At 70.6% G+C, this 25,884-nt stretch carries 23 protein-coding genes; 10 read left to right on the plus strand and 13 right to left on the minus strand.

What is annotated here, in order from left to right; genetic code table 11:
* Positions 1-33: 33 nt before the first annotated feature.
* The gene (locus OHB04_RS20235; protein ID WP_326689107.1) at positions 34-1,536 is read left to right on the plus strand and encodes an FG-GAP-like repeat-containing protein; all 1,503 of its coding nucleotides are present in this window, start codon (positions 34-36) and stop codon (positions 1,534-1,536) included.
* A 63-nt stretch (positions 1,537-1,599) separates the two neighbouring features.
* On the opposite strand, the gene OHB04_RS20240 is transcribed toward OHB04_RS20235, so the two are convergent.
* On the minus strand, positions 1,600-1,794 hold the full coding sequence (locus OHB04_RS20240) for a hypothetical protein (protein ID WP_326689108.1): 195 nt from the start codon (positions 1,792-1,794) through the stop codon (positions 1,600-1,602).
* A gap of 233 nt (positions 1,795-2,027) precedes the next feature.
* Here OHB04_RS20240 and OHB04_RS20245 point away from each other — a divergent pair, with 233 nt between their 5' ends.
* On the plus strand, positions 2,028-2,825 hold the full coding sequence (locus OHB04_RS20245) for a hypothetical protein (protein WP_326807966.1): 798 nt from the start codon (positions 2,028-2,030) through the stop codon (positions 2,823-2,825).
* A gap of 618 nt (positions 2,826-3,443) precedes the next feature.
* Here the strand turns inward: OHB04_RS20245 and OHB04_RS20250 are convergent.
* Positions 3,444-4,271, minus strand: coding sequence for a DUF1963 domain-containing protein (locus OHB04_RS20250; protein ID WP_326807967.1), 828 nt, complete (start codon positions 4,269-4,271; stop codon positions 3,444-3,446).
* Positions 4,272-4,810: 539 nt separating this feature from the next.
* Here OHB04_RS20250 and OHB04_RS20255 point away from each other — a divergent pair.
* Complete coding sequence (locus OHB04_RS20255) at positions 4,811-5,128, plus strand: Imm51 family immunity protein (RefSeq protein WP_326689111.1); 318 nt, start codon at positions 4,811-4,813, stop codon at positions 5,126-5,128.
* 120 nt (positions 5,129-5,248) lie between these two features.
* On the opposite strand, the gene OHB04_RS20260 is transcribed toward OHB04_RS20255, so the two are convergent.
* Complete coding sequence (locus OHB04_RS20260) at positions 5,249-5,623, minus strand: hypothetical protein (RefSeq protein WP_326807968.1); 375 nt, start codon at positions 5,621-5,623, stop codon at positions 5,249-5,251.
* A 787-nt stretch (positions 5,624-6,410) separates the two neighbouring features.
* Between OHB04_RS20260 and OHB04_RS20265 the strand changes: the two genes are divergently transcribed.
* The gene (locus tag OHB04_RS20265; RefSeq protein WP_326807969.1) at positions 6,411-7,100 is read left to right on the plus strand and encodes a DUF6882 domain-containing protein; all 690 of its coding nucleotides are present in this window, start codon (positions 6,411-6,413) and stop codon (positions 7,098-7,100) included.
* A gap of 471 nt (positions 7,101-7,571) precedes the next feature.
* Here the strand turns inward: OHB04_RS20265 and OHB04_RS20270 are convergent, their stop codons facing one another.
* Positions 7,572-8,462, minus strand: a complete 891-nt coding sequence (locus OHB04_RS20270; RefSeq protein ID WP_326689114.1) for a CPBP family intramembrane glutamic endopeptidase — start codon at positions 8,460-8,462, stop codon at positions 7,572-7,574.
* A 222-nt stretch (positions 8,463-8,684) separates the two neighbouring features.
* A complete protein-coding gene (locus OHB04_RS20275) occupies positions 8,685-9,653 on the minus strand; it encodes an alpha/beta hydrolase family protein (protein ID WP_326807970.1) in 969 nt (322 codons plus the stop codon).
* 94 nt (positions 9,654-9,747) lie between these two features.
* On the opposite strand from OHB04_RS20275, the gene OHB04_RS20280 reads away from it, so the two are divergent.
* From OHB04_RS20280 to OHB04_RS20290, 3 genes are all read left to right on the plus strand, one after another.
* On the plus strand, positions 9,748-10,377 hold the full coding sequence (locus OHB04_RS20280; protein ID WP_326689116.1) for a helix-turn-helix domain-containing protein: 630 nt from the start codon (positions 9,748-9,750) through the stop codon (positions 10,375-10,377).
* Positions 10,378-10,494: 117 nt separating this feature from the next.
* A complete protein-coding gene (locus OHB04_RS20285) occupies positions 10,495-11,310 on the plus strand; it encodes an alpha/beta fold hydrolase (RefSeq protein WP_442814892.1) in 816 nt (271 codons plus the stop codon).
* Positions 11,311-11,677: 367 nt separating this feature from the next.
* On the plus strand, positions 11,678-11,974 hold the full coding sequence (locus OHB04_RS20290; protein ID WP_326807971.1) for a hypothetical protein: 297 nt from the start codon (positions 11,678-11,680) through the stop codon (positions 11,972-11,974).
* Positions 11,975-12,313: 339 nt separating this feature from the next.
* Here the strand turns inward: OHB04_RS20290 and OHB04_RS20295 are convergent, their stop codons facing one another.
* From OHB04_RS20295 to OHB04_RS20325, 7 genes are all read right to left on the minus strand, one after another.
* Positions 12,314-13,042 carry a hypothetical protein gene (locus tag OHB04_RS20295; protein ID WP_326807972.1) on the minus strand — a complete coding sequence of 243 codons (729 nt, stop codon included), beginning with the start codon at positions 13,040-13,042 and terminating at the stop codon, positions 12,314-12,316.
* Complete coding sequence (locus OHB04_RS20300; RefSeq protein WP_326807973.1) at positions 13,039-13,371, minus strand: hypothetical protein; 333 nt, start codon at positions 13,369-13,371, stop codon at positions 13,039-13,041. Before OHB04_RS20300 ends, OHB04_RS20295 begins: the two co-directional genes overlap by 4 nt.
* Before the next feature lie 183 nt (positions 13,372-13,554).
* The gene (locus tag OHB04_RS20305) at positions 13,555-14,340 is read right to left on the minus strand and encodes an Fpg/Nei family DNA glycosylase (protein ID WP_326807974.1); all 786 of its coding nucleotides are present in this window, start codon (positions 14,338-14,340) and stop codon (positions 13,555-13,557) included.
* 292 nt (positions 14,341-14,632) lie between these two features.
* Complete coding sequence (locus OHB04_RS20310) at positions 14,633-15,610, minus strand: hypothetical protein (protein WP_326807975.1); 978 nt, start codon at positions 15,608-15,610, stop codon at positions 14,633-14,635.
* Between the two features lie 128 nt (positions 15,611-15,738).
* The gene (locus OHB04_RS20315; protein ID WP_326689124.1) at positions 15,739-16,437 is read right to left on the minus strand and encodes a response regulator transcription factor; all 699 of its coding nucleotides are present in this window, start codon (positions 16,435-16,437) and stop codon (positions 15,739-15,741) included.
* A gap of 8 nt (positions 16,438-16,445) precedes the next feature.
* Positions 16,446-17,636 carry a sensor histidine kinase gene (locus tag OHB04_RS20320; protein WP_326807976.1) on the minus strand — a complete coding sequence of 397 codons (1,191 nt, stop codon included), beginning with the start codon at positions 17,634-17,636 and terminating at the stop codon, positions 16,446-16,448.
* Positions 17,637-17,661: 25 nt separating this feature from the next.
* The gene (locus OHB04_RS20325; protein ID WP_326807977.1) at positions 17,662-19,842 is read right to left on the minus strand and encodes an MMPL family transporter; all 2,181 of its coding nucleotides are present in this window, start codon (positions 19,840-19,842) and stop codon (positions 17,662-17,664) included.
* Between the two features lie 267 nt (positions 19,843-20,109).
* Here OHB04_RS20325 and OHB04_RS20330 point away from each other — a divergent pair, with 267 nt between their 5' ends.
* Genes OHB04_RS20330 through OHB04_RS20340 form a run of 3 tightly spaced genes read left to right on the plus strand, consistent with a single transcriptional unit; the run spans position 20,110 to position 23,741 of the window.
* A complete protein-coding gene (locus OHB04_RS20330) occupies positions 20,110-20,760 on the plus strand; it encodes a WXG100 family type VII secretion target (RefSeq protein WP_326807978.1) in 651 nt (216 codons plus the stop codon).
* A 15-nt stretch (positions 20,761-20,775) separates the two neighbouring features.
* Entirely contained in the window at positions 20,776-23,133 is a 2,358-nt protein-coding gene (locus OHB04_RS20335) for a PPE domain-containing protein (protein ID WP_326689128.1), read from the plus strand.
* 14 nt (positions 23,134-23,147) lie between these two features.
* Positions 23,148-23,741: a hypothetical protein gene (locus tag OHB04_RS20340; RefSeq protein WP_326807979.1), complete on the plus strand. Its 594-nt coding sequence runs from the start codon at positions 23,148-23,150 to the stop codon at positions 23,739-23,741.
* A gap of 25 nt (positions 23,742-23,766) precedes the next feature.
* Here OHB04_RS20340 and OHB04_RS20345 read toward each other — a convergent pair whose 3' ends face one another.
* Entirely contained in the window at positions 23,767-25,884 is a 2,118-nt protein-coding gene (locus OHB04_RS20345) for a xanthine dehydrogenase family protein molybdopterin-binding subunit (RefSeq protein WP_326807980.1), read from the minus strand.

Genomic DNA, 25,884 nt, shown 5'->3' on the forward strand with positions numbered 1-25,884 from the left:
GTATCCGCCCCCCCCCATATGAGGAAGTGGCACATGAGTTTCGTAAGACGCCCGGTCGAAAGTGACGGGCCCCGCGCCCGCAAGGCCCCCGCCGCCCGCCTCGCGGCGTCCGCCGCCCTGGCGCTGGCGACCGTCGGCGGGGTGACCACCGCGCTGTTCGCCCAGCCCGAGGCGGCGAACGCCGCAGCGGAACAGCAGCAGCGGGCCACGCAGAAGGCGGACGCGGAGGAGGACTTCAACGGAGACGGCTACGCGGACCTGGTGAGCGGTGCTCCCGGTGGAACCATCAGTGGCAAGGCCAAGGCCGGGTACGTCGCAGTGACGTACGGGTCCGCCAAGGGGCTCGACACCGGCAGCAGGAAGCTGGTGAGCCGTTCGACGAGCGGCGTGCCCGGTTCGGCCACCGCGAAGCAGCAGTTCGGTGAGTCCTTCAGCAAGGGGGACCTGGACGGCGACGGCTACGCCGATGTGGTCATCGGCTCCGCGGACCCCGCGTCCGGCAGCGTCATCCTGTGGGGTTCGGCCAAGGGACTCACGGGCGGCACGGCCATACCCGGCTACGGAACCACACCCCAGATCGGTGACTTCGACGGCGACAAGAAGGCCGACCTCGCCCTGCTGGGGGACCCGGGATCCACCGGGGACGACCAGGTCAAGCAGCCCGCTGCCCTCTGGAAGGGGCCCCTCACCCGGTCCGGGACCCCGGCCAAGAAGCTCGACTTCCTGGACAAGTCCGAGTGGGACGAGCTCAACAGCGCCACCTCCGTCACCGGTCCCTCCACGATCCGCGGCGTGGCCGACGTCAATGGCGACGGCCGGCAGGACCTCACCTTCCGGCGCTACGCAGGAGACGGCGTCTACAGCAGTGACGCCCTTCTCGGCAGCCCCTCCGGCTTCAAGGTCTCCCGGGGGCCGGACGCCGGCAATGGGGACATGGACGCCGGTGACGTGGACGGAGACGGCTACGACGATCTCGTCGTGAGCGGCGGCAGTGACCTCTTCGACGAGGTGACGGTCGTCTTCGGCACGAAGGACGGTCTGTCCTCCAGCCGCAAGCAGAAGTTCGACCAGAGCATCGAGGGCTTCCCCGGTGAGCCGCCCTCGGACGGCGAGATGCTCGGCTCCTGCGTGTCGGTCGCGGACGTGACCGGCGACGGCCGTGCCGAGGTCGCGCTCGGCATCCGCTGGAAGGACAGCGGGGACAAGACCGACGCCGGCGCCGTCGCTCTGCTGCACGGCTCCGAATCGGGCGTCACCGGCACCGGCAGCCAACTGCTGGACCAGGACTCCGCGGGCGTCCCCGGAGTCGCCGAGGAGAACGACGAGTTCGGCGCGGGCTGCGCCCTCCTCGACGTCGACGGTGACGGGCACCGCGACCTCAATGTGTCCTCGACGCAGGAGAACGACTCCTCCGGAGCGGTGTGGTCGCTGCGCGGTACCGCCACCGGCATCACCACGGAGAACGCCACCTCCTTCGGGCCGAGCGACATCGGCGCTCCCGTGACGGACGCACAGCTCGGAAGCACGCTCCGCTGAATCTGCACGGCCGGACGGTTCCCCGTCCGGCCGTGACGCGGTCTGCCTGTCGGGCGCGGGGGATCAGACGCACACCAGCTTCGGCGCGGGCGTGCGCAATCTGGTCAGCCACGGGTGCCATAACCCCTGGAGCAGGAGCTGGGTGGTCGCCTCCCGATACTCCTCACATGCCGCCATGAGGTCGTCGAGAGAGTTGCCCAGGACCCCGCCGACCCGCAGGTCGACGAGCCGGATCACCTCGCACTGCAAGGCACGCACTTCACCACCTCCGGCGAAGTCCAGGACTCTGCGCGGTATACCGTCGGAAAGCGACGCCACCACAAGACCTGAGAGGGCGTCTCGCAGCCTGGGCTCCGCATCGCCGCCGTCCTCCACCACGGCCAAGAGCCCGAGCTCCCGTGTGACCAGCAACCGCCTCCCCACCATGTACCCGGCAGGGCGCCCGGTGTGGCGCGGCACGATTCACACACCCCGGCACGGACCACCCATACGTGCTGAAACTGATCCATGACAGCGGCACGAAGCTGGCGGGCGCCTCGGCAAGTGCCAGGCACGCTGCTGCAACCGGGCCCACGTCGGTGTTGCGGCACGACGTATCGCAAGCTCGTTGGTGGTCACCGGCCGATCCCCCTTGCGTCCCCGCCCGGCAGCTCATAGCAAGACGTCCTCCAGCCGATGCTGCTGGCGAACAAGTCGCCGTCGCTCATCTGCAACTGGAGCAGGCGAAGGCAGCCCACCGGGAGCAGAACGAGCCCTACGTCATCGTGGACATCCAGCCCCGGGACCCAGCCTCGGGTGTCCTCGTCGTAGTCGTCGAGAACATCGGGCCTACCGTCGCACGCGACGTACGAATCGCTGCCGATCCTCCACTGGTATCCGGCTGGGGCGATGATCTGACCCAGATGCTGCAACGTGCCATGTCCCGCACGATTCCCATGTTGCCGCCTGGTCGCCGACTGGAATACCTGCTCGACAACCACGCCCGGTTCGAGAGCGATCTGCCTACGGCCTACAACTTCACCGTCCTTTCCGAAGGGCCGTACGGACGGGTGGAGGACCTGGAGTACACGGTGGATTTCAGTACGTGGGCCGAGGCATTGAGAGGCCGGCAACCTACGAAGCACTTGGAGGACAAACTGGGCAAGATTCACTCTGAGCTGAAGAAACTGGCCGACCAGCACAAGATGGCCAACGCGCCGAGAATCCGTGATGAGCAGGAACGTAAAGTGCAGGCCCTGCGGGAACTGCGAGAGCAGCGCAGCAGATCAGATGGCTCCGACGCCGACTAGCAGTTGCCGATGCCTCCGGACCGAGGTTGAAGGGTCTCCTGGTGAAAGCCGCTCGGCTACGGAGGACGCGCCCGGCCGGGTCGCCCGCACGCACGCTCATCGGGCTCTTCATGGCGCAGCGGGGTACGACAGAAACCTCCCATGATAATCGATACCGGTCCGCAGGCGGGGTGCGACTGCGGCTTGCACGCGCAATGTGAGCCCGTGTACGCCCGAGGGAGCCTGTCGACTGGCCGCCTGGCCATGCCGCCATAACGCCCCAGCACGTCTATGGCCCGCTGTGCCCCATCCGTGCCCTTCAGCGCAGAGTTCGGCGGTCAACCACGGTCCAACCGAGCCCCTCGCCAGGACCGCCACCGGGCGCATTCCCGCAGGTCGGCTGTCCGATGCGCTTCAAAGCGCCGCTGATTCCCAAGCTCAGAGCGCGAGTTCGATTCTCGTCGCCCGCTCAGAGGTGAACCCCCAGGTCAGCGGCCTGGGGGTTGTTTGTTGTCTGGGCCAGTTCAGGCGTCCCGTGCCAGATCCGCGCCAGAAGACCCGTTGCCGTCTTCGCGCGCGGTGTTTCTGCGCTCGGTACGTACGAGCGCATCCGGTCCGGCGGCATCTAGGCCGAATGGTTCACCAGACGTCAGGGGTCGGTATCGCCTGAGTGAAGTCGCCGACGCGCAGCGCGTGGGTGGGAATCGACCAGTGCATCCAGCCGCCGTCGCCGTCGATGTGCCACTCGTGCTTGTCGGAGAGCTGGAGCAGGTGATGGTGGCCCTCCAAGTCCTCACCGTCGGGCAGCACGGGTCCGCCTCCCGTGGGGTAAACCGGCCGACCGAAGGCCATGTCCTCACTGAGCAGGCTGCCCGGGACCCAAAACTCAGTCAGCATCTCGTGCTTGAACACCTCCACATCGTCGTAGTCGGGCCCGAATTCGGGATCGATGGCGTCCCATGCGCTGTCGAAGAGGTCGGGAAAGACGAAGCCGGGCATGGCTGCCCAGGCAACGGGCGCGAAGACGCCGGCTGTGGCGGGTGGCTCGGTCTCGACGGCGAGGCCGGAACGGGCCGCCACGACCTGCCCCAACTCCGGGGCGCAATGGCCGGCGCGGCGCGTCACGTCCCAGGCGGCAGGGTCGGCCTGATCCGATTCGATGTCGAGGTGGAAGAAGTTGAGCAGGCCGGTGCCGGGCGGGAGGATGCCGTCAAGCCAAGGGGGCAGCGCGTCGGTGTCGAGGACGGCGAGCAGACTCAGCGGGAGGCCCTCACACCTCGGCCAGGGCACACCGGGCTCCAGCATGGCGTTGCCGCCAAAGCGGCTGTGACCGGCGGCCTGGCCCGATGCGGCGGGCACGAGTTCGAAACCCGGCCGGACCAGGCCCGCAACTCGCTCGGCTAGATCCGCGCGCAGGCGCTCCGCGCAAAAGTCGCGCAGCTCGGCCAGGGAAGTCTCGGGGTCCATACCTGGCAGTCAAGCATCCGCCTCCGACAGGGACCGCTCCGGCAGGTCAAGCACGGGCCCCCGGGGGGGGGCACAGAACAGCACTCACCACCCTGCGGTGAGCCGTTGGTACCGAGTGCCGATGCGACGTGTGGAAGCGGTCGCTCACCGGCGCGAGGTGCGTGACGGGCGCCTGCACGACGCCCTGCATGCAGCAGCCACGGCGCGCGGCCTCATCTGACGACGCGCACCCTCGAATGAAGGTGGCGCCGTCTCCACGCATGTGGCTTGGATGTACGGGCAGCACGGGCACTTGCGATCGGCACCATGTCGAACCTGATCTCCCCGCCCGGTGGCGACAGCTGGTCCAGCGTCTCGTCGATGAGCGTGCGGACGGCGACCTCCTCGTCGCGGCCGACCACCGCCCGTTGCTGTGAGCGGCCGACCACCGCCCGTTTTTGTGACCGGAAAGGTTAGCCGGGGTCGGGAGCGGTGAGGGACCGGGCGAGTGGTTCGAGGGCTCGGGCAGCCCGTGCGCTGAGCGTGAGAGGATCGCGCCCGTGACCATCAACCTGCATGACGTCGACGGCGAACACTCGCTGACGTGGGGTACCGGTGGCCTGGCTGCCGATGCCGCAGTAGCTGCCGCCGGGCACGAGCCGAACGGGTACTTCTGGGAAGGTCTCGTGCAGTTCGCCTGGCCGGACATTGCCGAGCGCCTCGATTTCGACAGCGAGGCTGGCATGTTCTGCGCGGTCGGGAGTTCGAGCGACCTCATGGAACTCAAGGCGGCCGTTGAACCCGTCATCACGAGCCCCGAGGCAGTCCGCGACATCATTGCCCGTGCGGAGACTTCGGGCTTCGAGTTCGACGACTAGCGCTGTGACCGGGAAGAGTTTCCGGGTTGGGTGTCAGGACCGCCCGTAAGACGCCTGAGCCACCTCACGTGAAGGGGCCCCGGACCAGTCGCGGTTCGGGGCCCATTTCACCATCTATACTCATTCCTCTCGCAGATAGATATTCGCGGTCGAGCCCTTGCCCGAGGAGTGAAACTCCTTCTTTTTCCCGTTCCCGCATGCCTTCGACGAGAAGTCAGTGGAACCAATGTTGCCGGAAACTATGGCGCACTGCCCGTCGCGATCGGTGTCCTCTACCCAACCGTCGACGTAGATCTTCCCGTTGGAGCACCACAGCGAGGCCGCGACTCGCCCCCCTGATGTCTGGATGTCGTAGTCGTCGCCGCACACGCCCTGAAGGCTGCTGCTCCTTGTCACGTCGGCCGTGCTCGCGGTCGTGCCGGCCGCGCTCGCGGTCGTAGCCCCCAGCGTGGCAATGGAAACGACCGCCAGTGCGACCGCAGCAAATCGCTTCATTTCTCCCCCTCTTGAAAATGACAACTCTCGCTGTTGTTGCGGGTCGGCCTCAGACCCCGCCGCCGGAGGAGCTTTGGTTCTCGTCCGGTCCGAATCCTCCGTTGCCGGGGCCGCCTTGGTCATCGCCCGCCATTGCGGCGCCGGTGGCCAGTCCCGCCCCCCCCTGTCCCATTCCTTGATGTTGCCTACCCTTCTGGCGAGCCGCGAGGTGTTTCGGTCCCAGGCGAAACGCCCTTCTCCTCGCCTGCATCGCAAACGAAGTTCGTCGACAGCCCCGCCTTCTCTCGCGCCTTCCGCCACTTCCGGCCGAAGGACGACCGGCGAAAGAGGGCCCGACCGGCGGAAGGGCGCCCGACCCGGGGGAAGGGCGCCTCTTCCTCCCCCACGGACAGCAACCCGTCGGATTCTTCTCGGCGAAGAGCCCCAAGTACGGCACAGCCGAGTGCATGGCAGCCGACCAGCCCCCTGCTCGGCCGGGCACCCCCGTGCCGACCCGGAGCCCGTGCCGGCCAGGCCCCTGCCGACCCAGAGCCCATGCCGGCCAGCCGTGGCGCAGGCGGGCCGGAGTCCGTGGGAGGTGCCGTCTCGGAGTACGGCGAAGAGCCGTGCGGACAGTTGGGCCGATGTTCCGGATGTCCGTGGGACGTTGTTCCGGGCGACCCCCCGCCCCCCACCGGACCGTGTCCGGTGGCCCCCGTCACCACCTGCCGACCCGGGCCGGAAGCGGCCGGCAAGGCCGGTCGCCCCTGCTCGACCTGTCTTCGCGGCGGCCTCGTAGGGTCTCGGCATGGCGAGTGAATTCAGCGACGCGTTCCTCCTGGAAGCCGAACGGCATGCCGCTTGGGGCGCAGTGCAACTTGAGGCCCTGACCGCGTTCTTGCCGGAAGGGCCTTGGGCCGCCGACCTGCCGTCGTGCCGGTACCAGCAAGGGGAGCTGGAGCTGCACGTGGCCGTGCTGGGGACGTACGACATGGACGAGCGGTCCTGGATGTGGGGTTGGGCGAACCCGGGGATGCGGGGCACCGAGGTGGTCGCCCTGACCGCCGCGATCCGGCGGTACGGGCAGGCGCACGGCATCGCGGAACTGACCGAGGAGGTCCTGGATCTCTCCGGCTTCGAAGATCCCCGACGCGCGGCGGAGATGGTCGCGTTCGCCGGGATGGGGGTGACCGAGGCCCCCGGGTACATCGGTGCTCCGGCGGGGCCCACCACGCAGGTGTACTTCCTGCCCGACGACGCGCGGATTCCACGCGTCGACCTGGATCCGGTCACGCTGCCGCGGACGCTGCTCACCGGTGCGGGACTGATCGGGCACTCGGCCCGGCAGGTCGTCGGCGGGTACTTCGACCACCATGGTGTGCCGCAGCGCGTCGAGGGCGACCGGATCGTCGCCGACCTGCCCGGCGGTAACAGGGCCGAGGTCGACTTCGATGCGTACGGGCGGATCGGCGGTGTCGGGGTCAAGGTCGTGCCCTGAGTGGGGTGTGGCCTGTGCCGAGTGGGGTGTGGTGCGGGGTGTGTCCTGAGTGCGGTGCGGGGTGCCCTGAGTGCGGTGCGGGTGCGCCGCTGGGGATCAGACGTCGGGCAGGGTGCTATCGGCGGGCGCCGGGGGTCGTCACCGCGCGGTCGTCGGGGGTGAGTTGCCGGGCCTCGTGCCCAGCCACTGGGCGGGACGGTGGCGGCGTACGACTCTCGGCGGGGAGCGGACCCGCCCAGGTGGAGGGCCAGTTGTCAGCGTCGTATCGCACACGCAGACGTTGACGTGCGCCTCAGCCTGCGACGCGGGGGTTCCGTGCCGCTCATGCAGAACGTCATGGCATGCCCACGCAACCGTCTCTGGTGCGGGTTCCGGTTCCGGTTCCGGTGCGGGAGCCGGCCCCGGCAGCACCGCGCCGGGCGGTGTTGACGGGGCCGGGTGAGTGGGGGCCTCGGGCGGGGTGAGGTGGGGTCAGGCTTCGGCGTGGGTGGGCGTGGGGGCCGGGGCGGCGGGGTCGGTGAGGGGCTGGTGGGGGTGCGGGACCGGGGTCGGGGCGGGCTTGGGGGCCGAGCGGTGCGTGGCCAGCAGGACCAGCGCGAGCAGGGTCTGGACGGTGAGGATGGCGGCCTGCACCAGGGGCTCCTCGACGCCGAGCAGCGTCATGGTCGTGTTGGCGGCGAAGTGCACGGCCATGGCGGCGAAGACACCGGCGCGTTCATAGGCGTAACCGGTCAGCAGTGCCATCGGGATGGTGCTCAGCGCGAAGAGCAGGCCGCTCAGGCTGTCGAGGCCCAGCTTCTCCTGGACGGTCCCATTGATGAAGAACAGCGGCAGGTGCCACACCGCCCAGATGACTCCGAGCAGCAGGCCGACCTGAAAGCGGCCCAGCGAAGCGCGCATACGCGGGTACGCGGTACCGCGCCAGCCGGCCTCCTCGGACAACGGACCCGCGACCAGCATGCTGACGAAGAACGGCGCGGGGCCACCGGCGGTCTTGAACAGCTCCTCTGCCTCCGACAGGTTCACCTCGGGGCCACCCAGCAGGTGCGCCAGCAGCGCGGCCCCCACGACGCTCGCGGATGCCAGCACCAGCAGCAGCGGCGCCCAGAACAGCACCTTCGGGCGGGTCCGGACGGCGTGCTCCGGGCGGGGGTCGCGGCGGCGGGCCCGGCGCATCCGGAGCACGAGCGCACCGATCAACGGGCCGAAGGCGCCGAACAGATAGGGGAGGACGACGGGGGGCTTCATCGCCGATCCGCCGAGCGCGATCGCCAGGCCCCAGGACGCCCAGCTCGTGATGAAGGTGACGGCCAGGAAGAGGACGATGCCGTTTCGCCGGCGAGCGGGAGTTGCCGTACTCATTTCATGCTTCCTTTACGGGTTTCGCGGGAAGGAATGCGCGTTTTCTTTCGCGGGTAGCTGACAGGTGCATGCCAAGACCCGGCTTATGGCCACGCGGCCCGGCGGGGACGCGAAGAGGTACGGGCGTCACCGCGCCGGGAGGGCGAAGCGCCGAGGCGGGCCGGTCGTCGGCAGTAGGGGCAGGGGGCAGGCGGTAAGCAGTAAGCGGTAGGCCGTCGGGGCCTACTGAGCCGCCTCGGAACCTCCAGAGGGAGCGGTGCGCTTCACGGCGCTGGTCTCCTTCGGTGTTTCGTGGAGTTGGCGGCCGAGCCAGTCGGCGACCTGGGCCAGCAGGTCGGGGTCGACCGGGCCGCGCAGCAGCCGGCGGTAGGAGCCCACCGAGGGCCGCCCTGTGTCGCGGCGCAGCAGGTGGGTGAGGTCGGGAATCCGGTGGACCTCGGCCTCGCCGGGCACCAGACGGCTGATCTCGTCCAGGTCGGCGGGGTCGACCTGGAGGTCCTTGTCCCCGGTGACGGCCAGCACGGGTACCCGGACGGCCGCCAGGTCGGTGCGGGAGTCGTGGCGGAGCATCTCCCGCATCCACCGGGCGTTCACCGGTATTCGGGCGACGCGCGCCACGTCCGTGGTCGTGGTCTTGACGCGGGCGAGCTGCCGCTCGGCCAGGGCGCGCAGGACCGGCAGCAGCAGCCGGACGGGGGCGGGGAGAGTGCGGGAGACCGACCGGCCCTGCCAGCGGAAGGCGTCCTCGCCGACGCGGGCGAACCCGGCCAGCAGCACGAGCGCCTTGACGTCAGGCCGCGCGCCGAGGGACATGGCGTGGACGGCGCCCTCGCTGTGGCCGACGACGCCGACGGCGTCCGGCCGGATGTCCGGGTGGGCGGCCAGGGCGCGGACCGCGGCGGAGGCGTCGCGGCGGTTGTCGGTGAATCCGGCCGTCCGCCAGTCGCCGGGGGTGTCGCCGGCGCCGCGCCGGTCGTACCGCAGTACGGCGATGCCTTCCGCCGCCATGGCCGCGGCCAGCGGTGCCCCCAGGTCCATGCGGAGCTTGGCGCTGTTGCCGTCGCGATCCATCGGGCCGGACCCGTGCAACAGCAGGACCGCCGGATGCGGACCGGGCCCCTCGGGCAGGGTCAGCGTTCCCGCCAGGGGCACCGCGTCGTCCGCGATGACCGCCATCTCTATGTCCCGCACTCTTCGGCCTCTCCGTCGCTCATGTTCCGTCGCTCTGTCCGTCACTCATTGCTCTCAACTTCGAGAACGTTATCAAACATGAGACCATAGAGTCATGACGAACGCGAACTTGCTTCTGCATCCCGTCCGGATGCGCATCCTCCAGACGCTGGTCGGCTCCGAGCCGCTGACCACAGCACAGTTGCGCGACCGCCTCCCCGACATCGCACCGGCAACGATGTACCGGCACATCGCCACGCTCACCAAGGCGGAGGTGCTGGAGGTGGTGAGCGAGAAACGCGTGCGGGGCACGGTGGAGCGCAGCTACCAGGTGCGCCAGGAGAGGGCGTTGGTGGGCGAGGAGGCGCGGAAGACGATGACGCGCGAGGACCACCAGCAGGCGTTCACCACGTTCTCGGCCGCGGTGATGTCGGACTTCGACCGCTACCTCGCCGACGACGAGGCCGATCCCCCTGCGGACAACGTGGTCTACCGGCAGGGCGCGGTGTGGCTGACCGACGACGACTTCGCCTCGCTGGTCGATGAGATCGAGGCGGCGGTCGCCGCGCGCGCCGACAGCACTCCGGGGGAAGGCCGCACCCGCCACATCTTCAGCTACGTCGTCGTGCCGGACGCCGCCTCGGGAAAGGGGCCCGGAAGGGAGTCCGGGAAGGCCGGGAAGTCCGGGAAGGAGTCCGACTCGGACGACGGCGGGGACGGCAGCTCGGACGGCGACGAGGGCTGAAGCTGAACCGGCGCCCGAGCGTGCCGTTTCCTGCCGGACGGCCCCTCCCTCATCGCGGTCGACGTGGCTCCCTCATCGCGGTCGACGTGGCCGCGTCGGACAGGTCAAGAGGGCCGTGTGGCGCGGGCATCGGCGGTGCGCCACGTGCTCGGTGGCTCTCCCGTGCCGCGCTGGATCGAGGTGCGCTCGGAGGGGCACACCGGGCCGGCGCTGGTGTTCGTCCACTACTGGGGCGGCTCCGCCGCCACTTGGGACGGGGTCGTTGGACGGCTTCCGGCCGAACAGGCCACGGTCCGCTTCGATCAGCGCGGCTGGGGCACGTCGCGGGCACTGCCCGGCCCCTGCTCCTTGGCCCAGCTCGCCGACGACCTCACGTGCGTGGTCGAAGCCCTGGACCTCGGGCCGTTCGTGCTTGTCGGCCATTCGATGGGCGGAAAGGTGAGCCAGCTCGTCGCAGCGCGCCGGCCCGCGGGGCTGGCGGGCGTGATGCTGGTCGCACCCGCGCCGCCGCAGCCGCCCGCCGTGGTGACCCCCGAGTACCGGGAGGGGCTCTCGCACGCGTACGACTCGCCGGAGTCCGTCGGGCAGGCGCTCGACCATGCCCTGACCTCCATACCGCTGACGGAGTCGCTGCGGGCCGCTGTCGTACGCGACAGCCTCGCCGTCCGCCCCGAGGCCCGGCGGGAGTGGCCGCTGCGGGGGATAGCCACGGACATCACGGACGCCGCCCGGGCGATCGAGGTCCCGGTGACGGTCCTGGCCGGGGAGAACGACGCGGTGGAGCCGCCGCACGTGCTCCGAGAACACCTGTTGCCGCACATCCCGCACGCCCGGCTGAGCACGGTCCCCGGCGTCGGCCACCTCCTGCCCCTGGAGGCACCCGACGCGCTCGCGGCGGAGCTGCGCAGAGTCACGGCCCGCCTCGGCAGCTGACTGCTCGCACCTACGCTTCCGACACCTGATGCCCGGCCCTTGAGCCAAGCGCGAGGGGGCGCGGCGGCTCACCTCGCGCGCGCACGGTTGACGGCGCCACGGTGGACGCGCGGGACGCGCCCGCCCGGCGCCGTCAGCCCGCGGGCTGCTCGGGCGGGCCCGCCCTCCACTCGCGGCCGATCGAGCGGAGGAGCGCCGGGTATACGCCCACGTACCGGAAGGGCTTGATGGCCGCCCCGGGCAGCGCGGCGGCCGGTGGTCCGAGCCTCCGCAGGTGTGCACAGGAGAGGGCGGCACTCAGAATGTTCGGGACGTGGTCGGGGGGCGCCCCTCCGGTCTGTGAAGGGGAACGGGAAAGGGCACTGACATGGTGATCAGAGGGCTGCGTCCGGAGAGGGCGGCCCGGCTCGAGACGCTCGTGGAGGAGTGCCGTCCGCTGCTCGCGAGTGCCGGTGGGATGGCTCTCGTCCAGCGGCTGCTGAGCGAGCGCCGCGTCGAGGTGCTCGACGCGGTCGTGATCACGCGCGAGTTGCTGGGGGCCGGACCCACGGCGCTTGGGGAGGCGAAGACGATCGTCTTGACGAGTCCGGGCAGAGGCCGCGAACTGCGGGTGCACGAGCGGTTCCTGGATGACCTGGAGCAAAGCGGCGGCCTCGACCGGTGATGAGCGGTCCCATCCCGGTCGTCCGGCGATGGCCGCGCGGAGCCGGGGATCGGTGAGGGTCCTGCTCCAGCCGCCGAAGGACTCATCGGAGGCGATGGACGACGCTTTGCCCAAGCCGTCGCTGCCGTCACTGCTCCGCCGTCGCTGCTCCGCCGTCGGCTGTGGAGGGCATCGGCTGTGGAGGGCTTCGGATGTGCCCTCAGAGGTCAGCGCAGCACGCGGGGTCGGCAGGCTGGCTTGGTGTGCTGGTGAACACGGCGATGCCGTTGCCGAAGCAGACGACGATGTCTCCCCCCGCGTCCACGGCTACGGCTGTAGGGGGAGCCGTCGGGCTCGCCGCTACTCTTCCGTCGCCCCGGCCAGGAAAGCGCGGGCCGCGTGCTCGGCGGATGGGCCGTCGGCCCATACCCACCAGCGTTCCTCCTCCGGTTCCTCGAAGACCTTGGCGAAGGTGAAGGAGACATGGACGCGGAACCCGTCTCCCTCCCACCACCACTCGGTGTGGCCGGACGCCGCGTGCAGCGGGGCAAGTCCCTGGCGCTGGGCGGCCGTTCGGACCGCGCGGGCCGTGAGGGGGGTGTGGGATCCCGGGGGCCGCACCGGTGTCCAGTCGGCGCACTCGTGGTACAGCGCGTCCCGTTCGATGACCGCGTCGCCCGAGCGGAAGACCGGCACCACCTGCCCGACGTGGGGACCCGGGAAGCAGTACGCGACGGTGCCGTCTCCGAGCATCCACACCGCCCACGGGTACGCCACGCCGTGCTCGATGAACCAGGCGATCGGCTCACCGTCCCCCGCCTCGTATTCCGGCCAGGGCGCGAACTCGATCACTTCGCGGAAGCCCCACGCCGCGCTGTGGTAGCGCAGACCTCCGTAGCGGGCCTGCGCGCCGCGCAGCCGGGTCAAGGCGGTGTCGTCGGTGATGTCGAACAACGCGCGCAACTGGCCGCGCAGTTCGTCGTCGGACGGGCCGGCGGTCGCGTCGAAGGGCGCCATGGAGGCATGCGCCCCGAGGAACCGCCGGGCTCTGGCCGACAGGCCCTGGGGGTCGGCCAGCACATGCTTCACCGGCCGTCGTCCGGAGCTTCCTCGGGTGACGGGGAGGGCTTGTTGCGGCGCCGGGAGAACATGGTGGTGCCCGCGACCACCGCGCCGACCGCCACCACCTTCGCCCACTGGTAGTAGCTGGTCCACGAACCTTGGGGGAGGCCGGGGACACCCAGGAGCAGGACCACGATGGCAACGACGCCCAGGACGGCGATGACCAGCCCGCCGACAGCTCCGAGATCCGCCCACCATGGCTCTGGCCCGAAGGGGGGAATCTCCGGTTCCGGCTCCGGCTCCGATTCCCGTTCCGGCTGGCTGGCGTCGCTCGGGTCTCGTATATCGCTGGTCACGGTGCTGGGATCCCTCTGCCGACGGCGGCTGTTACGTCGAAAACGTTAGCAGTGTGACCCCTGGGGCCCCTGGGATCTCTCCTGGCGGTGAGCGACCCTGGCGGTGAGCGACGGAGGAGGCCGGTAGCCGTCACGGCGGCTGCCCGCCAACCGGACCCCGACCGGCGCACAGGGCCAGGCCCCTCAGCCGGGTGGTGGCTGGCAGCGGGGACACCAGACGGTGCTTCGGCCCGCTGTGCGGGTCCTGCACAGCGGCGTGCCGCAGCGGGGGCAGGTGGGGTCCTTCTCGTCGCGGTGGCCGGTGAGCCAGGCGGACTTGGGCGGGACCCGTTCCGCGCGGCTGGAGGTACGCAGGACCTGGCGCATGTCCTTGTGGAGGCGGGCGATGTCCGTCCCGGTCAGGGCCGTGGTCCGGCGGGCGGGGTGCTGGTGGGACTGCCACAGGATCTCGTCGGCCAGCAGGTTGCCGAGGCCGGCCACCGCCGACTGGTCGGTGAGCGCCGACTTGAGGGCGCGGCGGTGGGAGGTGAGGGCGTGGTCGAAGTCGCGGCGCGAGACGGTCAGGGCGTCGGGGCCCTGGGATCCGAGGAGTTCGGCGACCCCGGTCTCGTCCGCGAGCCAGAGGCCCTTGAGCTTGCGCTGGTCGCGGTAGCGGAGCTGGCGCCGCTTGCCGAGGGTGAGGACGACGCGGTCGTGCGCGTGGAACGGCTCGTCGGGGGACGAGCACACCAGCTTGCCCGTCATGCCGAAGTGCAGGAGCAGAGTGGGGCCGCCGGTGCGGGCGAGCAGCCACTTGCCGCGCCGCTCGGGCACGCCGAACCGGCGGCCTTCCAGCGCGTCGCGCAGTTGTCGGGGGCTCACGCCGTGCAGAACGCCGGTGTCGCGTACCTCGATCCGCTGGATCGTCCTGCCTTGCGCGCAGTCCGCGAGGACCCGCCGGAAGCCCTCGACGTCGGGCAGCTCGGGCATCGGGTACCTCCCTCAGCGGTCGGGGCAGTGCTTTTGTCCAGGTTAGCGGCCCTTGACCCTGAGCGCCGTCCCTGCCGCCCTGCCGCCCCTGCCGTCCCCATCGCCCCTGTCGCCCTTCCGTCTCTCCGTCCCTTGACTTGAAGTCTGGTTCAAGTAAGACCGTGTTCCTCCCTACGAGGACTCGGGAGAACTTCCGTGGACAGCGACAGTGTGCGCAGCGATGCCGTGAGCGTGGTCGGGCTGGGGGAGATGGGAAGCGCGCCGGCGCGGGCCCTCATGGGCGGGGGGCTCGTCACCGCGTCGTCCCCGTCAGGTCTTCGACGTCCTCCGCGTACCCCCGGATGACCGGGTCCCGGTGCTGTTGGAGGAGGGGGACGAGAGGGGCGAAGTGGGGGGCTGCCCCGGGGTGTCCGGAGAGGTGGGCGAGGGCGCCGAAGACGCCGCGTTCGGCGGTGTCCGCGTCCTGCTCCCGCGCGAGCCGCAGGCAGACCGCCGCGGCGCGCGGATGGTCGTCCATGGCGTGGAGGGTCTCCGCGAGCGGGTTCTCCGACCAGCGCCACTCCTCCCCGTCGATGACGTCGCCGCTGAGCACGTCGCCGTGCGCCCACGCCTCCTCGACGGCGGCCGTGGCCTCGGGCGGCCAGGGCAGCTCCGCCCGGGCGAGGCCCCACGCGGCGGCGGCCCGTACGCCCGGGGAGCGGTCGGGGGACAGGCACGCGGTCAGCCACGCGGCGCGGGTCTCGTGGGGGTGGCGGGCGGCGCCCGCCGTCATGGCGGCGGCCAGCAGGGAGTCCGGCTCGATCCAGGCGCGCTCCCGCAGCGCGGGCACGGTGTGCTCCTCGTGCCCGGTGCGCAGGCCGGTCAGGTAGGCGACCCGGTGCCGGACCTCGCGTACGGGGTCGGCCAGCAGCGGCAGCAGCCGGCGGGCGGCGTGGGCGTGCGCGGCGCGGATGTCGAGGTGGACGCGCTCGGTCTCGCCGGTGCCGAGGGTGATGCCGAGAACGAGGTCGGCCAAGTCGCCGCGGCGCGGGGTCGCCTGGTCGCACAGCAGTTTGACGAGGACGGGGTACGCCTTGGCCGAGCCCGCGTAGACGCTGCTTTGGTGGACGAGGCATCCCCCCAGGACGCCGATGGCGCGGCCCGCGCGCTCCGGGTCGTCGCCGCACGCCTCCCGCAGCCACTTGAGGGTGTCCGGCCCGTCGCCGTAGGCGTGTTCGGCGTCGGCCCACTCGGCGTCGTCGCTCAAGGCGGCTTCGATGGTCGTGCGCATGGTGCGTGCCCCCGTTGTGCCCGATGTCCCGTCGTCTCCGGTGCGTGGCGGACAAGCGTACGACGCGGCTGCCGGGCCTCCCCCGACCCGAGGTCACCTCCCGCCCCCTCCCGTCCCCCTCCCGCCCGTCACCGTGCGCCGGTGGCGCCTGGCGCGTCCGGCGGGCCCGGTGGACGGGTCAGCAGACCGCGTTCCAGGGCCACCACCACCGCGTGTGTCCGGTCGCTGACGTCCAGCTTGGCGAAGATGCGCAGCAGGTGGGTCTTGACGGTGGCCTCGGTGATGACCAGGCGCCTGCCCACCTCGGGATTGGTGAGACCGTCGGCGACCGCGCCCAGCACATCGGCCTCGCGGGCGGTGAGCGAGACCGGCACGGGACGGCGCATCCGGGCCACCAGTTTCTCCGCGACGCGCGGCGCGAGCACCGTCTCGCCGCGCGCCGCGGCGTGGACCGCGTCCACCAGTTCGCGCCGTGAGGTGTCCTTGAGGAGGTAGCCGATGGCGCCCGCCTCCACGCAGCGCTCGATGTCCGCGTCGGTGTCGTAGGTGGTGAGGATCAGCACCCGCGTCCCCGGGTGGCGGGCGACGATCTCCCGCGTCGTCTCCACCCCGTCCAGCACCGGCATGCGCAGGTCGAGCAGCGCGACATCGGGCCGCTGGGCGGCGATCAGGTCCAGCGCCTCCCTGCCGTCGCCGGCCTCGCCGATGACCTTGATGCCGCTCTCGTGGGCGAGCAGCGCCAGGACTCCGGCGCGCATCACCGTGTGGTCGTCCACGACGACGACCCGGACCGGGGGGCGTGCGGCGGCCGTTGACCGGGGTTCCACCGGGCCTCTCACCTCTCCTCGCTCAGCGGGACCATGGCCAGCAGCCGCGTCCCGTCGCCCGGGGAACTGGTCAGCAGCAGGTCACCGCCCAGCTCCGTGAGGCGCTTGCGCATCCCGCGCAGGCCGAAGCCGCCCGACAGCGCCTCCTCCCCCACGGCGAAGCCCGCGCCGTCGTCGGTGATCTCCAGCTCCACGACCCGGCCGCGCTCGCGCTCGGCGAGGACGACGCTGACGGCCGACGCTTTCGCGTGCTTGCGCACATTGGCCAGCGACTCCTGTGTGCAGCGCAGCAGAGCGATGCGGGTGGGCTGATCGCAGGCGGGGTCGGCCAGTTCGGCGCTGACGTCCAGGCCGGTGTCCTCGGCGAAGCGGTCCAGGGTGCGCCGCAAGGTGTCCGCGACCGAGCCCGCGGCCCGCCCGCCGCCGTGTGCGGAGCCGACCAGTTCGCGGGCCTCGGCCAGGTTCTCGCGGGCTGTGTGTTCTATGGAGCGCAATTGCTGGGCGCTGCGTGCCGGTTCGGCCGCCAGCCCGGAGCGTGCCGCCTCGGCCAGGACGACGATGGACGCGAAGCCCTGGGCCAGCGTGTCGTGGATGTCGCGGGCCAGCCGTTCGCGCTCGTCCGCCGCACCCTGGCGCTGGTGCGCTTCGGCGAGTTCGGCCTGGGTGCGCTCCAGTTCGACGATGAGGCGGGCCCGCTCGTCGCTCTGCTCCACCACCTCGTGCGCCCACAGGCCGATCAGCGCGCTCGCGGCGAACACGATGGAGGTCGAGGCCAGGGTGGTGCCGAAGTACCCGGGATCCCCGCCCTGCCGGATCGTGCTGCCGATGAGGGTGAGCACGGCGGCGAGCCCGCTGAAGGCCATGGCCGGCCTCGGCGTCCGGCCGTATATCCAGAAGTGCGGCAGCGTCACGATGAACAGCGCGACATAGCCGCCCCGCAGGTACGACAGCCCGCCCAGGCCGAGCGCGAGCACGAGCAGATAGGCGTGCGAGGGCAGCGGCCGGTCGCCGGGAATCCGGGTGCGTGCCGCGAAGCACAGCGCGATGGCCGCCAGAATGCCCAGCCACCACAGGCGCTGGGCCTCGGAGCCGTTGTCGTCGGCGACGGTGCTGATCGCCGAGTACGCGCCGAAGAACACCCAGGAGACGGTCGTCAGCCTGCGCAGCCGCCATCCCGGGCGGGCAGCCCACAGATTCATGCTCGCCAACATACTGTCCGCCCCGCTACCGCGGCTCGGCGCGGGAGGGCCGCCCCGGCCACCAGGTCGCCCTGCCCAGCAGCAGCATGGCCGAGGGCAGCACCAGGACGCGGATGACGAAGGCGTCCAGCAGCACGGCGGCGGCGAGGCTGAAGCCGATCTGCTTCATCTCGATCAGGTGCAGGAAGACGAAGCTCGCGAAGACGGTGACCATGACCATGGCGGCGCTGGTGACCACTCCGGCCGAGCTGGTGATGCCGTCCACCACGGCCTGCCGGGTGGGAACCCCGCGCAGGACGGCCTCGCGGATGCGGCTGACGACGAAGACCTGGTAGTCCATCGAGAGCCCGAAGAGGATCACGAACAAGAACAGCGGCACCCGGGACCCGATCGACCCCGTGGAGGTGAAGCCGAGCAGCCCCTGCGCCCACTCGCCCTGGAAGACCAGCACCAGCAGTCCCAGCGCGGCGGCGGCCGACAGCAGGTTGAGGACGACGCCCACCAGCGCGATGACGACGGAGCGGAAGGCGGCCAGGGTCATCAGGAAGGTGACCAGCACCAGCGCGACGATGACCTGCGGCAGCTTCTGGTTCTGGTGGTCGAGGTAGTCGGCGTCCCGCGCGACGTTCCCCTCGCCGGAGACGACGGCCTCGGCGCCCGGTACCGCGGCGACCGTCGCGGGCAGGTGGTCCTCGCGCAGGCGGGCGAGCGAGTCCAAGGAGGCGTCCGACCCTGGCCTGTGGGCGACGGGCAGATCGAGCACGGCCACGCGCCGGTCGGCCGAGACGCGCTTGCGGGAGTCACCGGTGAACAGCGGGTCCCGCTGGACGCGTTGCGCGAGCTTGTCGAGCGCGGCACTCACCTGGCCCGCGCGCGCCGGGGCTGACCGTACGGCGACCTGGTGGACGACCTGGAGTTCGGGGTAGTGCGCGTGCAGCCGGTCGAAGGCGCGCATCACGGGGATCTCACGGGAGTGGGTGTCGCGGTCCATCACGCCCAGGTTCAGCGCGAGCGCGGGCGCCGCGAGGCCCAGCATCAGCAGCGAGGACAGACACAGGGTGAGCCCCGGGCGCCGGCTCGCGGGCCGCATGAGGGCCTGCCAGACGCGGCCGTCCCCCTTGGCCCGGGCACGCGCGGCCCTTCGTTCGGCCCGCAGCGCGGCGCGGCTTCCGGGCCTGCGGGAGGCCGCCCGGCGCTCGGCCCGCTTGCCGAGCTTCACCAGCAGCGCGGGCAGCACGGTCAGGGAGCTGAGGACTGCGACGAGGACGACGACCACGGTGCCGGTCGCCAGAGACGCGAAGATGACGTCCCCGACCAGGTACAGCGTGGCCGTGGAGACGATGACCGCCAGCCCGGAGACGACCACGGCCCGCCCCGAGGTGGCGGCGGCCAGCTCGACCAGCGCCTCGCTGCTGAGCCGTCCGCCCGACCTGGCCCTCTCCTCGCGCTCCCGCTTGAGGTAGAAGAGCGTGTAGTCGACGCCGACCGCCATGCCGATCAGCAGGATGACGTTGTTGCCGACGCCCGCGTCCGGCGACAGGTGCGAGGCGAGCATCGCCAGGCCCATCGCGGCCACGATGCTGGTCACCGCGAGCAGCAGCGGGACGGCGGCCATGGTCACGGAGCCGAAGACGATCAGCAGGGTGAGCAGGGTGAGGGGCAGGGTCAGCCCTTCGGACAGCAGCAGGTCGTCCGAGCGCTGGCCGTCCACCCCCTTGCCGATGGAGGGGGATCCGACCTCTTCCACGCGCAGCGAGGGGTACTTCTCGCCGACCGCCGCCGTCTGCGCGAGCAGCGGGTCGACGTGCTTCTTGCCCTCCAGCTCTTCGCCCTTCATCGTCACGCGGACCCGGAGAGCCTTGCCGCCGTGGGAGCGCACCGGCGCTCCCACGCGCTCGACCTCGGGCAATCCGCGCATCCGCTCGCGCACCTCGTGCGCGGCCCGGCGGGACTCGGCGCGGTCGAGCGGGCCCGAGCGGGCGGTGATCAGTACCTGTTCGACGGGTTCGCGGCCCAGCCCGCCCTCGGTGGCGACGGCCTCGGCGCGGCCGGCCTCGCCGACGCGGTAGTCCTCGGTGGTGGCGGGGTTGCCGCCCACGGCTATGCCGGTGCCCAGGCACACCACCACGAACAGCAGCCAGCCGGTGATCGCTCGCCAGGGGTGCAGGGCGCTCCAGCGGGCGGCCCGTACGGGGAGATCTCTCATACGGCGATCGTTGCCGCGCGGCCCCGCCCTCCGACACGTGCGGCCGGTTGAACGTGCCGTCCACCGGCCGGTGGACAGGGGGTGAACCCAGCCCCCATCCGGGTAGGGGGTGAGTACTACTACGACTTCTTGCGGAGCGGCCCCCTGTGACGAAACGGTGAAAGCCCTGACGCCCTTGCGAAACCTGTGGGGAGCCCCACCACGCGTAGTTCTCTTGTATGTTGCCAAGGATGTCGGAGACGTTCACCGGCAGAAAGCGGGGACAACATGTCGTTCGAGCAGGAATGGGCCGGACTGGTCACCAACGCGCGGGCTGAGCAGGCCACTTCCATGCGGCTTGCCGGAGCGGGGGGCGGTAAGGGCGGTAAGTACCTTCATGTGGACGCGGGCCAGCTGAAGGGCCATGCCGGCAAGGCGGACACGGTGCGCGACGAGTTCGCCAAGGCGGACAACGAGACCATGCGCGAGACCGAGCAGGTCCCCGGCACGATGAAGGGCTTCGAGAGCGACGAGGCCTTCAAGCACTTCCAGGAGCGCTGGCGCCGCCAGATGAAGTACCTGGACGGGCTGTTCGGTGCCATGGGAAAAGCGCTGCGCAAGGCCGCCGAGGAATTCAAGGGCGGGGACGTCATGACCGCGGCCGAAATGGCGGCGCTGGCCGAGAAGAAGAAGGAAGAGGCGAACGGAGGGAAGTCCTCGTCGGACCTCCCGCCGCTCTTCCTGAACCCCAGCGGGCCGCCGCGGCTCCAGCCCCAGGGGGATTCGCCCTTCCTGACCACCAACCCGCCTCTGACCACCAACCCGCCCTTGACCACCAACCCGAGCCTGACCCCCAATACGGGCAACACCTACGGCCCACCGCTGTACGGGCCCTACGTCCCCCAGAACGGCACACCCTCTTCCGGGTCCGACTCCTAGGAAAGGGGGCCATAAATGACACTGGAGTACGCGGACGTCAGGAACGTGAACCTGACGCCATTGCAGGAGGCGGCCCACAAGTGGACCAAACTCGGTAAGAAATTCAGCACCGTCGAGACCCACTTCAACAGCACCGTCTCCAACCCGCTGCGGACTTCCAACTGGAAGGGCGACGCGCGCGACGCCGCCGTCAAGCGGTTCGATCACGTGAAGAGGCAGATCACCGAGGCCGCCGGTGAGGCGGATGACCTGGGCCGAGTCATGACCGAGGCGTTGCACGCCTTCAAGTGGGCCAAGGAAGAGCTGAAGGCCATCATCGAAGACGTCGAGACCCCGGCTCCCGACGGCAAGAAATATCTGAAGGTCAACCGGGAGAACGGCGTGGTCTACCTCGACCCGCCCGCGGATGCGAAGGACACAGCTGGGCTCCAGAAGGCCTACCACGAGACCATCGTCTCCTACACCCGGCGTACCCACCGGGCCCTGGAGTTCGCCAGCACGGCGGACCGGTGGCTCAAGACGGCACTGGGGATCGACCACAACGGCGCCGCCAAGGGTTTCACCAGTGACGGCCTCGCCCACCTGAAGGACGTCGACAAGGAAACGAAGGCCGACGCGGAAGCCGCCACCAAGCTGGCCAACGACGAGAATCTCAAAGAGGACCCGAAGAAGCTCTCCCAGCTGAACGGTCTGCTCGCCAAGAACTCCCTCAACTCGCGGTTCGCGGAACAGTTCACCACCGGCATGGGCGCCAAGGGAATGATGGAGTTCTGGAAAGGCGCGGCGCAGCCGCCGTACTCCGACGGCGTGCCGCCGATGGCGGAAAAACGCCCGGCCGGAGTGACGAAGCAACTCGCCGCACTCCAGGACAACCTGGGCGTCACGATGGGCCTCGCCAGCCATTCCGACTCCCCGGCGATGACGGCGTGGAAGAAGGACGTCCTCGAAGTGAGCGGCGACCGGATAGGAACGGTCCCGTACACGGGACGGGCCGGCGCCTCCAATCCTCCGTACGGCTTCCAGGTCATGAGTAATCTCATGCGCACCGGTAAGTGGGACACCGCCTTTCTGAACGACTACGGCGACGCGCTCATGAAGAAGGACAAGGACTCCTACATCCCGTACGGCCTTTCGACGGAGACGGACCAGGACACCCACCGGAAGTGGCTGACCCAGGGTGTGACCCCTGCCGACTACCTCAACTTCGGTGCGAAGTGGGACCAGGGCGAGGACCCGTTCACCGGATATTTCGAGGCGCTGGGTCACAACAGCGATGCGTCCTCGGATTTCTTCCAGGACGAGGAGAACTTCGACCACGTACTGCGCGACCGCATGTATCTGCCGGACGGAGAGGTCCCCGAGTCCGGCGCCGAGAAGGACTTCAACGGGCCCCGGGTGGCTCTCGGGCACGCGCTCGCCTCCGCGACGACCGGTCACGACTGGGACGCGCCACTGAATGTCCCGGCGGAGCACACCAAGGACCAGGCGGACCTCATGTCCAAGCTCATCAAGGGCATGGGCACCGTCGACGAGGACGGGAACGCGGACATCTCGATGTCACCGGGGATGCGCCCCGGCCTGGGGAACGCCGCGGCCGAGTACACGCCGGACTTCTTCCGGGCCATGAAGGACGGTGGTGGTGCCGACAAGCTGTTCCCCATGTCCGGGGCAGAGGCCGGGTTGGACCACCGCGACGCGACGAAGTTCCTCGTGCAGCTGGGGCAGGACCCCGACGCCAATGCGACGATAACCGCCGGTCAGAAGCTCTACACCGCTCAGGTGCTCGACCATCACCTGGGCGGGGACGTCCCCGCGGGCGAGAAGTACAACGCGCCCCCGCAGGACATCGTGCACGAGGTCCTCAAGACCTCGGGCGAGACCGCGGGCACTCTGGCCTCCGGTGCCCAGGAGGGCATCATCGGCCCGGCAGTCGTGGAGGATCAGGAGTACGACAAGGCCACGCTCAGCAATCGCCTGTGGGCCAACGGCGCTTTCGGCGCCGTGGTGACGGGCGCCAGCGTGATGCCGCCCTTCACGGCGACTCCCGTCGGGGCCGCGACCGCCGCGTCGTTGATCATCGGGGCGGAGGGCGCTGCCCTCAACGACCAGGACGCAGCGCACTGGAGCAGCAACGCGTCAGCGCCGGCGGCGGACAGGGCCGGTGCGATCTACGACGAGATGGCCGGGCGTGACGTGCGACAGAACGAGGAGATGCTGAAGGCCATCGGGAAGGAGCACGGCGTCAAGATCTCGGACAGCTGGGCAGAGCTGTACTCCGATGAAGGCTTCAGTCAGGGATACAGCCGGGTCGGGTCGACGGCGCCGTTCCTGACCTCCATCGAGCAAGTGAAGCAAATGGCCGTAGAGAAGTAAGGGAACGGACGCACATGAACCGCCCGCTCCGTATCGCCCTGCTCACCGTCCTCGCCGTGGCCCTGGTCGCGGCGGGGGCGCTGGGCGGCTTCCTCGCCAAGGGCGAGGACAGCAAGGGCCCGAAGAAGTTCTCCGAGATCTCGGGGGGCACCACCTGCTGGGCGTCCGAATCGGTGGTGAACCGTGTCGTTCCCGCGTCCCACTACGCGGACCGCTGGAAGCGGCTGACGCGGGCAGAGGCCGGCTACAACGCTCAGTGCGGCATCACCGTGGACGGCAAGCAGGTGCTCCGGGTCTCCGTCGAGCAGCACAACTCGGTCCACAAGCCCGACCGGGTGGGCACGGGCCCGGGGCACGGCAAGACCAAGAGCATCCCCGGCTTCGAGCAGAGCTGGTCCTCCCAGGACACCGCCAGCGTCGTCGTACCTTGCACCAAGAACACGGGCGACGACAACGCCACCAACCTGTACGTGAAGGCCCAGGCGTGGCGGAAGAACTACGGGAAGCTGCGCGAGGACATGGTGCGGATCGTCAAGCAAGCGGCCAAGGATCACCGCACCGTAGCCTGCGCCGCCCCGAAGGAGGACGGCGCCGCGTCGGACGGCTGAACCGGGCCTGCGGGACCGGTGCCACTCATCCCAGCAGACCCACCCGGTCAGGGGTGAGGGGCAGTTCGCGGCAGCGGGTGCCGGTCGCGTGGTACAGCGCGTTGGCGATCGCGGGAGGGGTGCCGACGATGCCGATCTCGCCGATGCCCTTGCCGCCGACGGGGTTGAGGTACGGGTCGTCCTCGTGGAGCCAGTCGATATCGATGTCGGGCACGTCCGCGCAGGCGGGCACGTGGTATCCGGCCAGGTCGGCCTCGATGAAGCGGCCGGTCGCCGGGTCCAGGGTGCTGTGTTCGGTCAGCGCCATGCCCAGTCCCATCGTCATGCCGCCCAGGAACTGGGAGCGGGCCGTGCGCGGGTTGAGGATGCGGCCGGCCGCGAACATGCCCAGCATGCGGCGTACCCGCACCTCGCCGGTGACGGTGTCGGCCTGGACCTCGGCGAAGACCGCGCCGAAGGCGTGCCGCGCGTAGTCCTCCTGTGCCTGCACGTCGGACGTGGTGTCGACGGTGGCGATGCCGCTGCCCGAGGCCCTCAGCTCGCGGCACGCCTTGTGGACGGCCCAGCCCCAGGAGGCGGTGCCCGAGGAGCCGCCGGCCAGGGACGCGCTGGGCAGGTCGCTGCTGCCGATGTCGATCCGTACGGCGTCCAGCGGGACGCCGAGCTGTTCGGCGGCGACCTGGGCGAGGACGGTGCGCGCTCCGGTGCCGATGTCGGTGGCGTTGACGCGCACGTGGAAGGTGCCGTCCCCCAGGGCCTCGGCCGAGGCGGTGGAGGGCATGACGACCACCGGGTAGGTGGCGGACGCGACGCCCGTGCCGATCAGCAGGTCGCCCTCGCGGCGCACCCCGGGCCGTGGGTCGCGCCCGTGCCAGCCGAAGCGGCGGGCGCCCTCGCGCAGGCAGTCGGTGAGGTGGCGGCTGCTGAAGCGCTTGCCGGTGTCGGGCTCGTTCTCCGGCTCGTTGCGCAGCCGCAGCTCGACCGGGTCGAGGTCCAGCTCGACGGCCAGCTCGTCCATCCCGCACTCCAGCGCGTACATGCCCGGCGCCTCGCCGGGGGCGCGCATCCACGACGGGCTGGGCACATCGAGCGCCGCCAAGCGGTGACCGGTACGGCTGGCGGTGGAGGCGTACATCGTGCGCGCGGGCAGGGCCGCCAGCTCCACGAACTCCTTGACGGTGGAGGTGTGGGTCACCACCTCGTGGGACAGCGCGGTCAGCGTGCCGTCGGCGTGGGCGCCCAGCCGCAGCCGCTGGATGGTCGGCGCGCGGTGGCCCACGATCGCGGGCATCTCCCGGCGGGGCAGCGCCAGCTTGACGGGGCGTCCGATGTGCCGGGCGGCCAGCGCCGCCAGCACCACGTTGGGGCGGGGGGTGCCCTTGGAGCCGAAGCCGCCGCCGACGTGCTCGGAGACGACGGTGATCTGTCCCTCGGCCAGGTCGAAGAGCGCGGCCAGCGTCTTGCGCACGGTGGTCGAGCCCTGGCTGGAGTCGTAGGCGATCAGGTGCCCGCCCTCCCACAGCGCGGTGGACGCGTGCGGCTCCATGGGGTGGTTGTGCAGCGGGGTGACGGCGTAGGTGGCGTCGAGGGTGTGCGGGGCCGCCGCGTACTCCCGGTCGAAGTCGCCGCGCGCCCGGTTGGTGGTGACGCCGCTGGTCTCCTCGGGGCTGTAGAGGCCGGGGTGGTCCGGGGTGAGGATGACGTCGTGCGGCTCTTCCTCGTACTCGACGCGCACGGCCTCGGCCATGGCGCGCGCCGCCTCGATGGTCTCGGCGACGGCCACCGCCACGTACCAGCCGCGGTGCGGCACGCGGGGGCTCTGGAGGACGTCGAGGATCCCGTCGTCGGCGGGGTTGAGGCGGTCGGCGTTCTCGTGGGTGAGAACGGCCAGCGCGCCGGTGGTGGCCATCGCCTCGGTGTCGTCCACGCGGGTGACCCGGCCGCGCGCCACGGTGGCGGGCACGGGCCAGGCGTACGCGCAGCCGGGCGGGGTGTGTTCGGCGGCGTAGCGCGCGGTCCCGGTGACCTTGGCGCGGCCCTCGCGGCGCTCTGCGGGCTGCCCGACGGGGCCGGCACCGGCGTCGGTGCGCGCGTCGGAGGAAGTACCGGCGGACGCGGAGCCGGTGTCGGTGGTGTGGTGCAC

The organism is Streptomyces sp. NBC_01775, assembly GCF_035917675.1.
GTDB lineage: Bacteria > Actinomycetota > Actinomycetes > Streptomycetales > Streptomycetaceae > Streptomyces.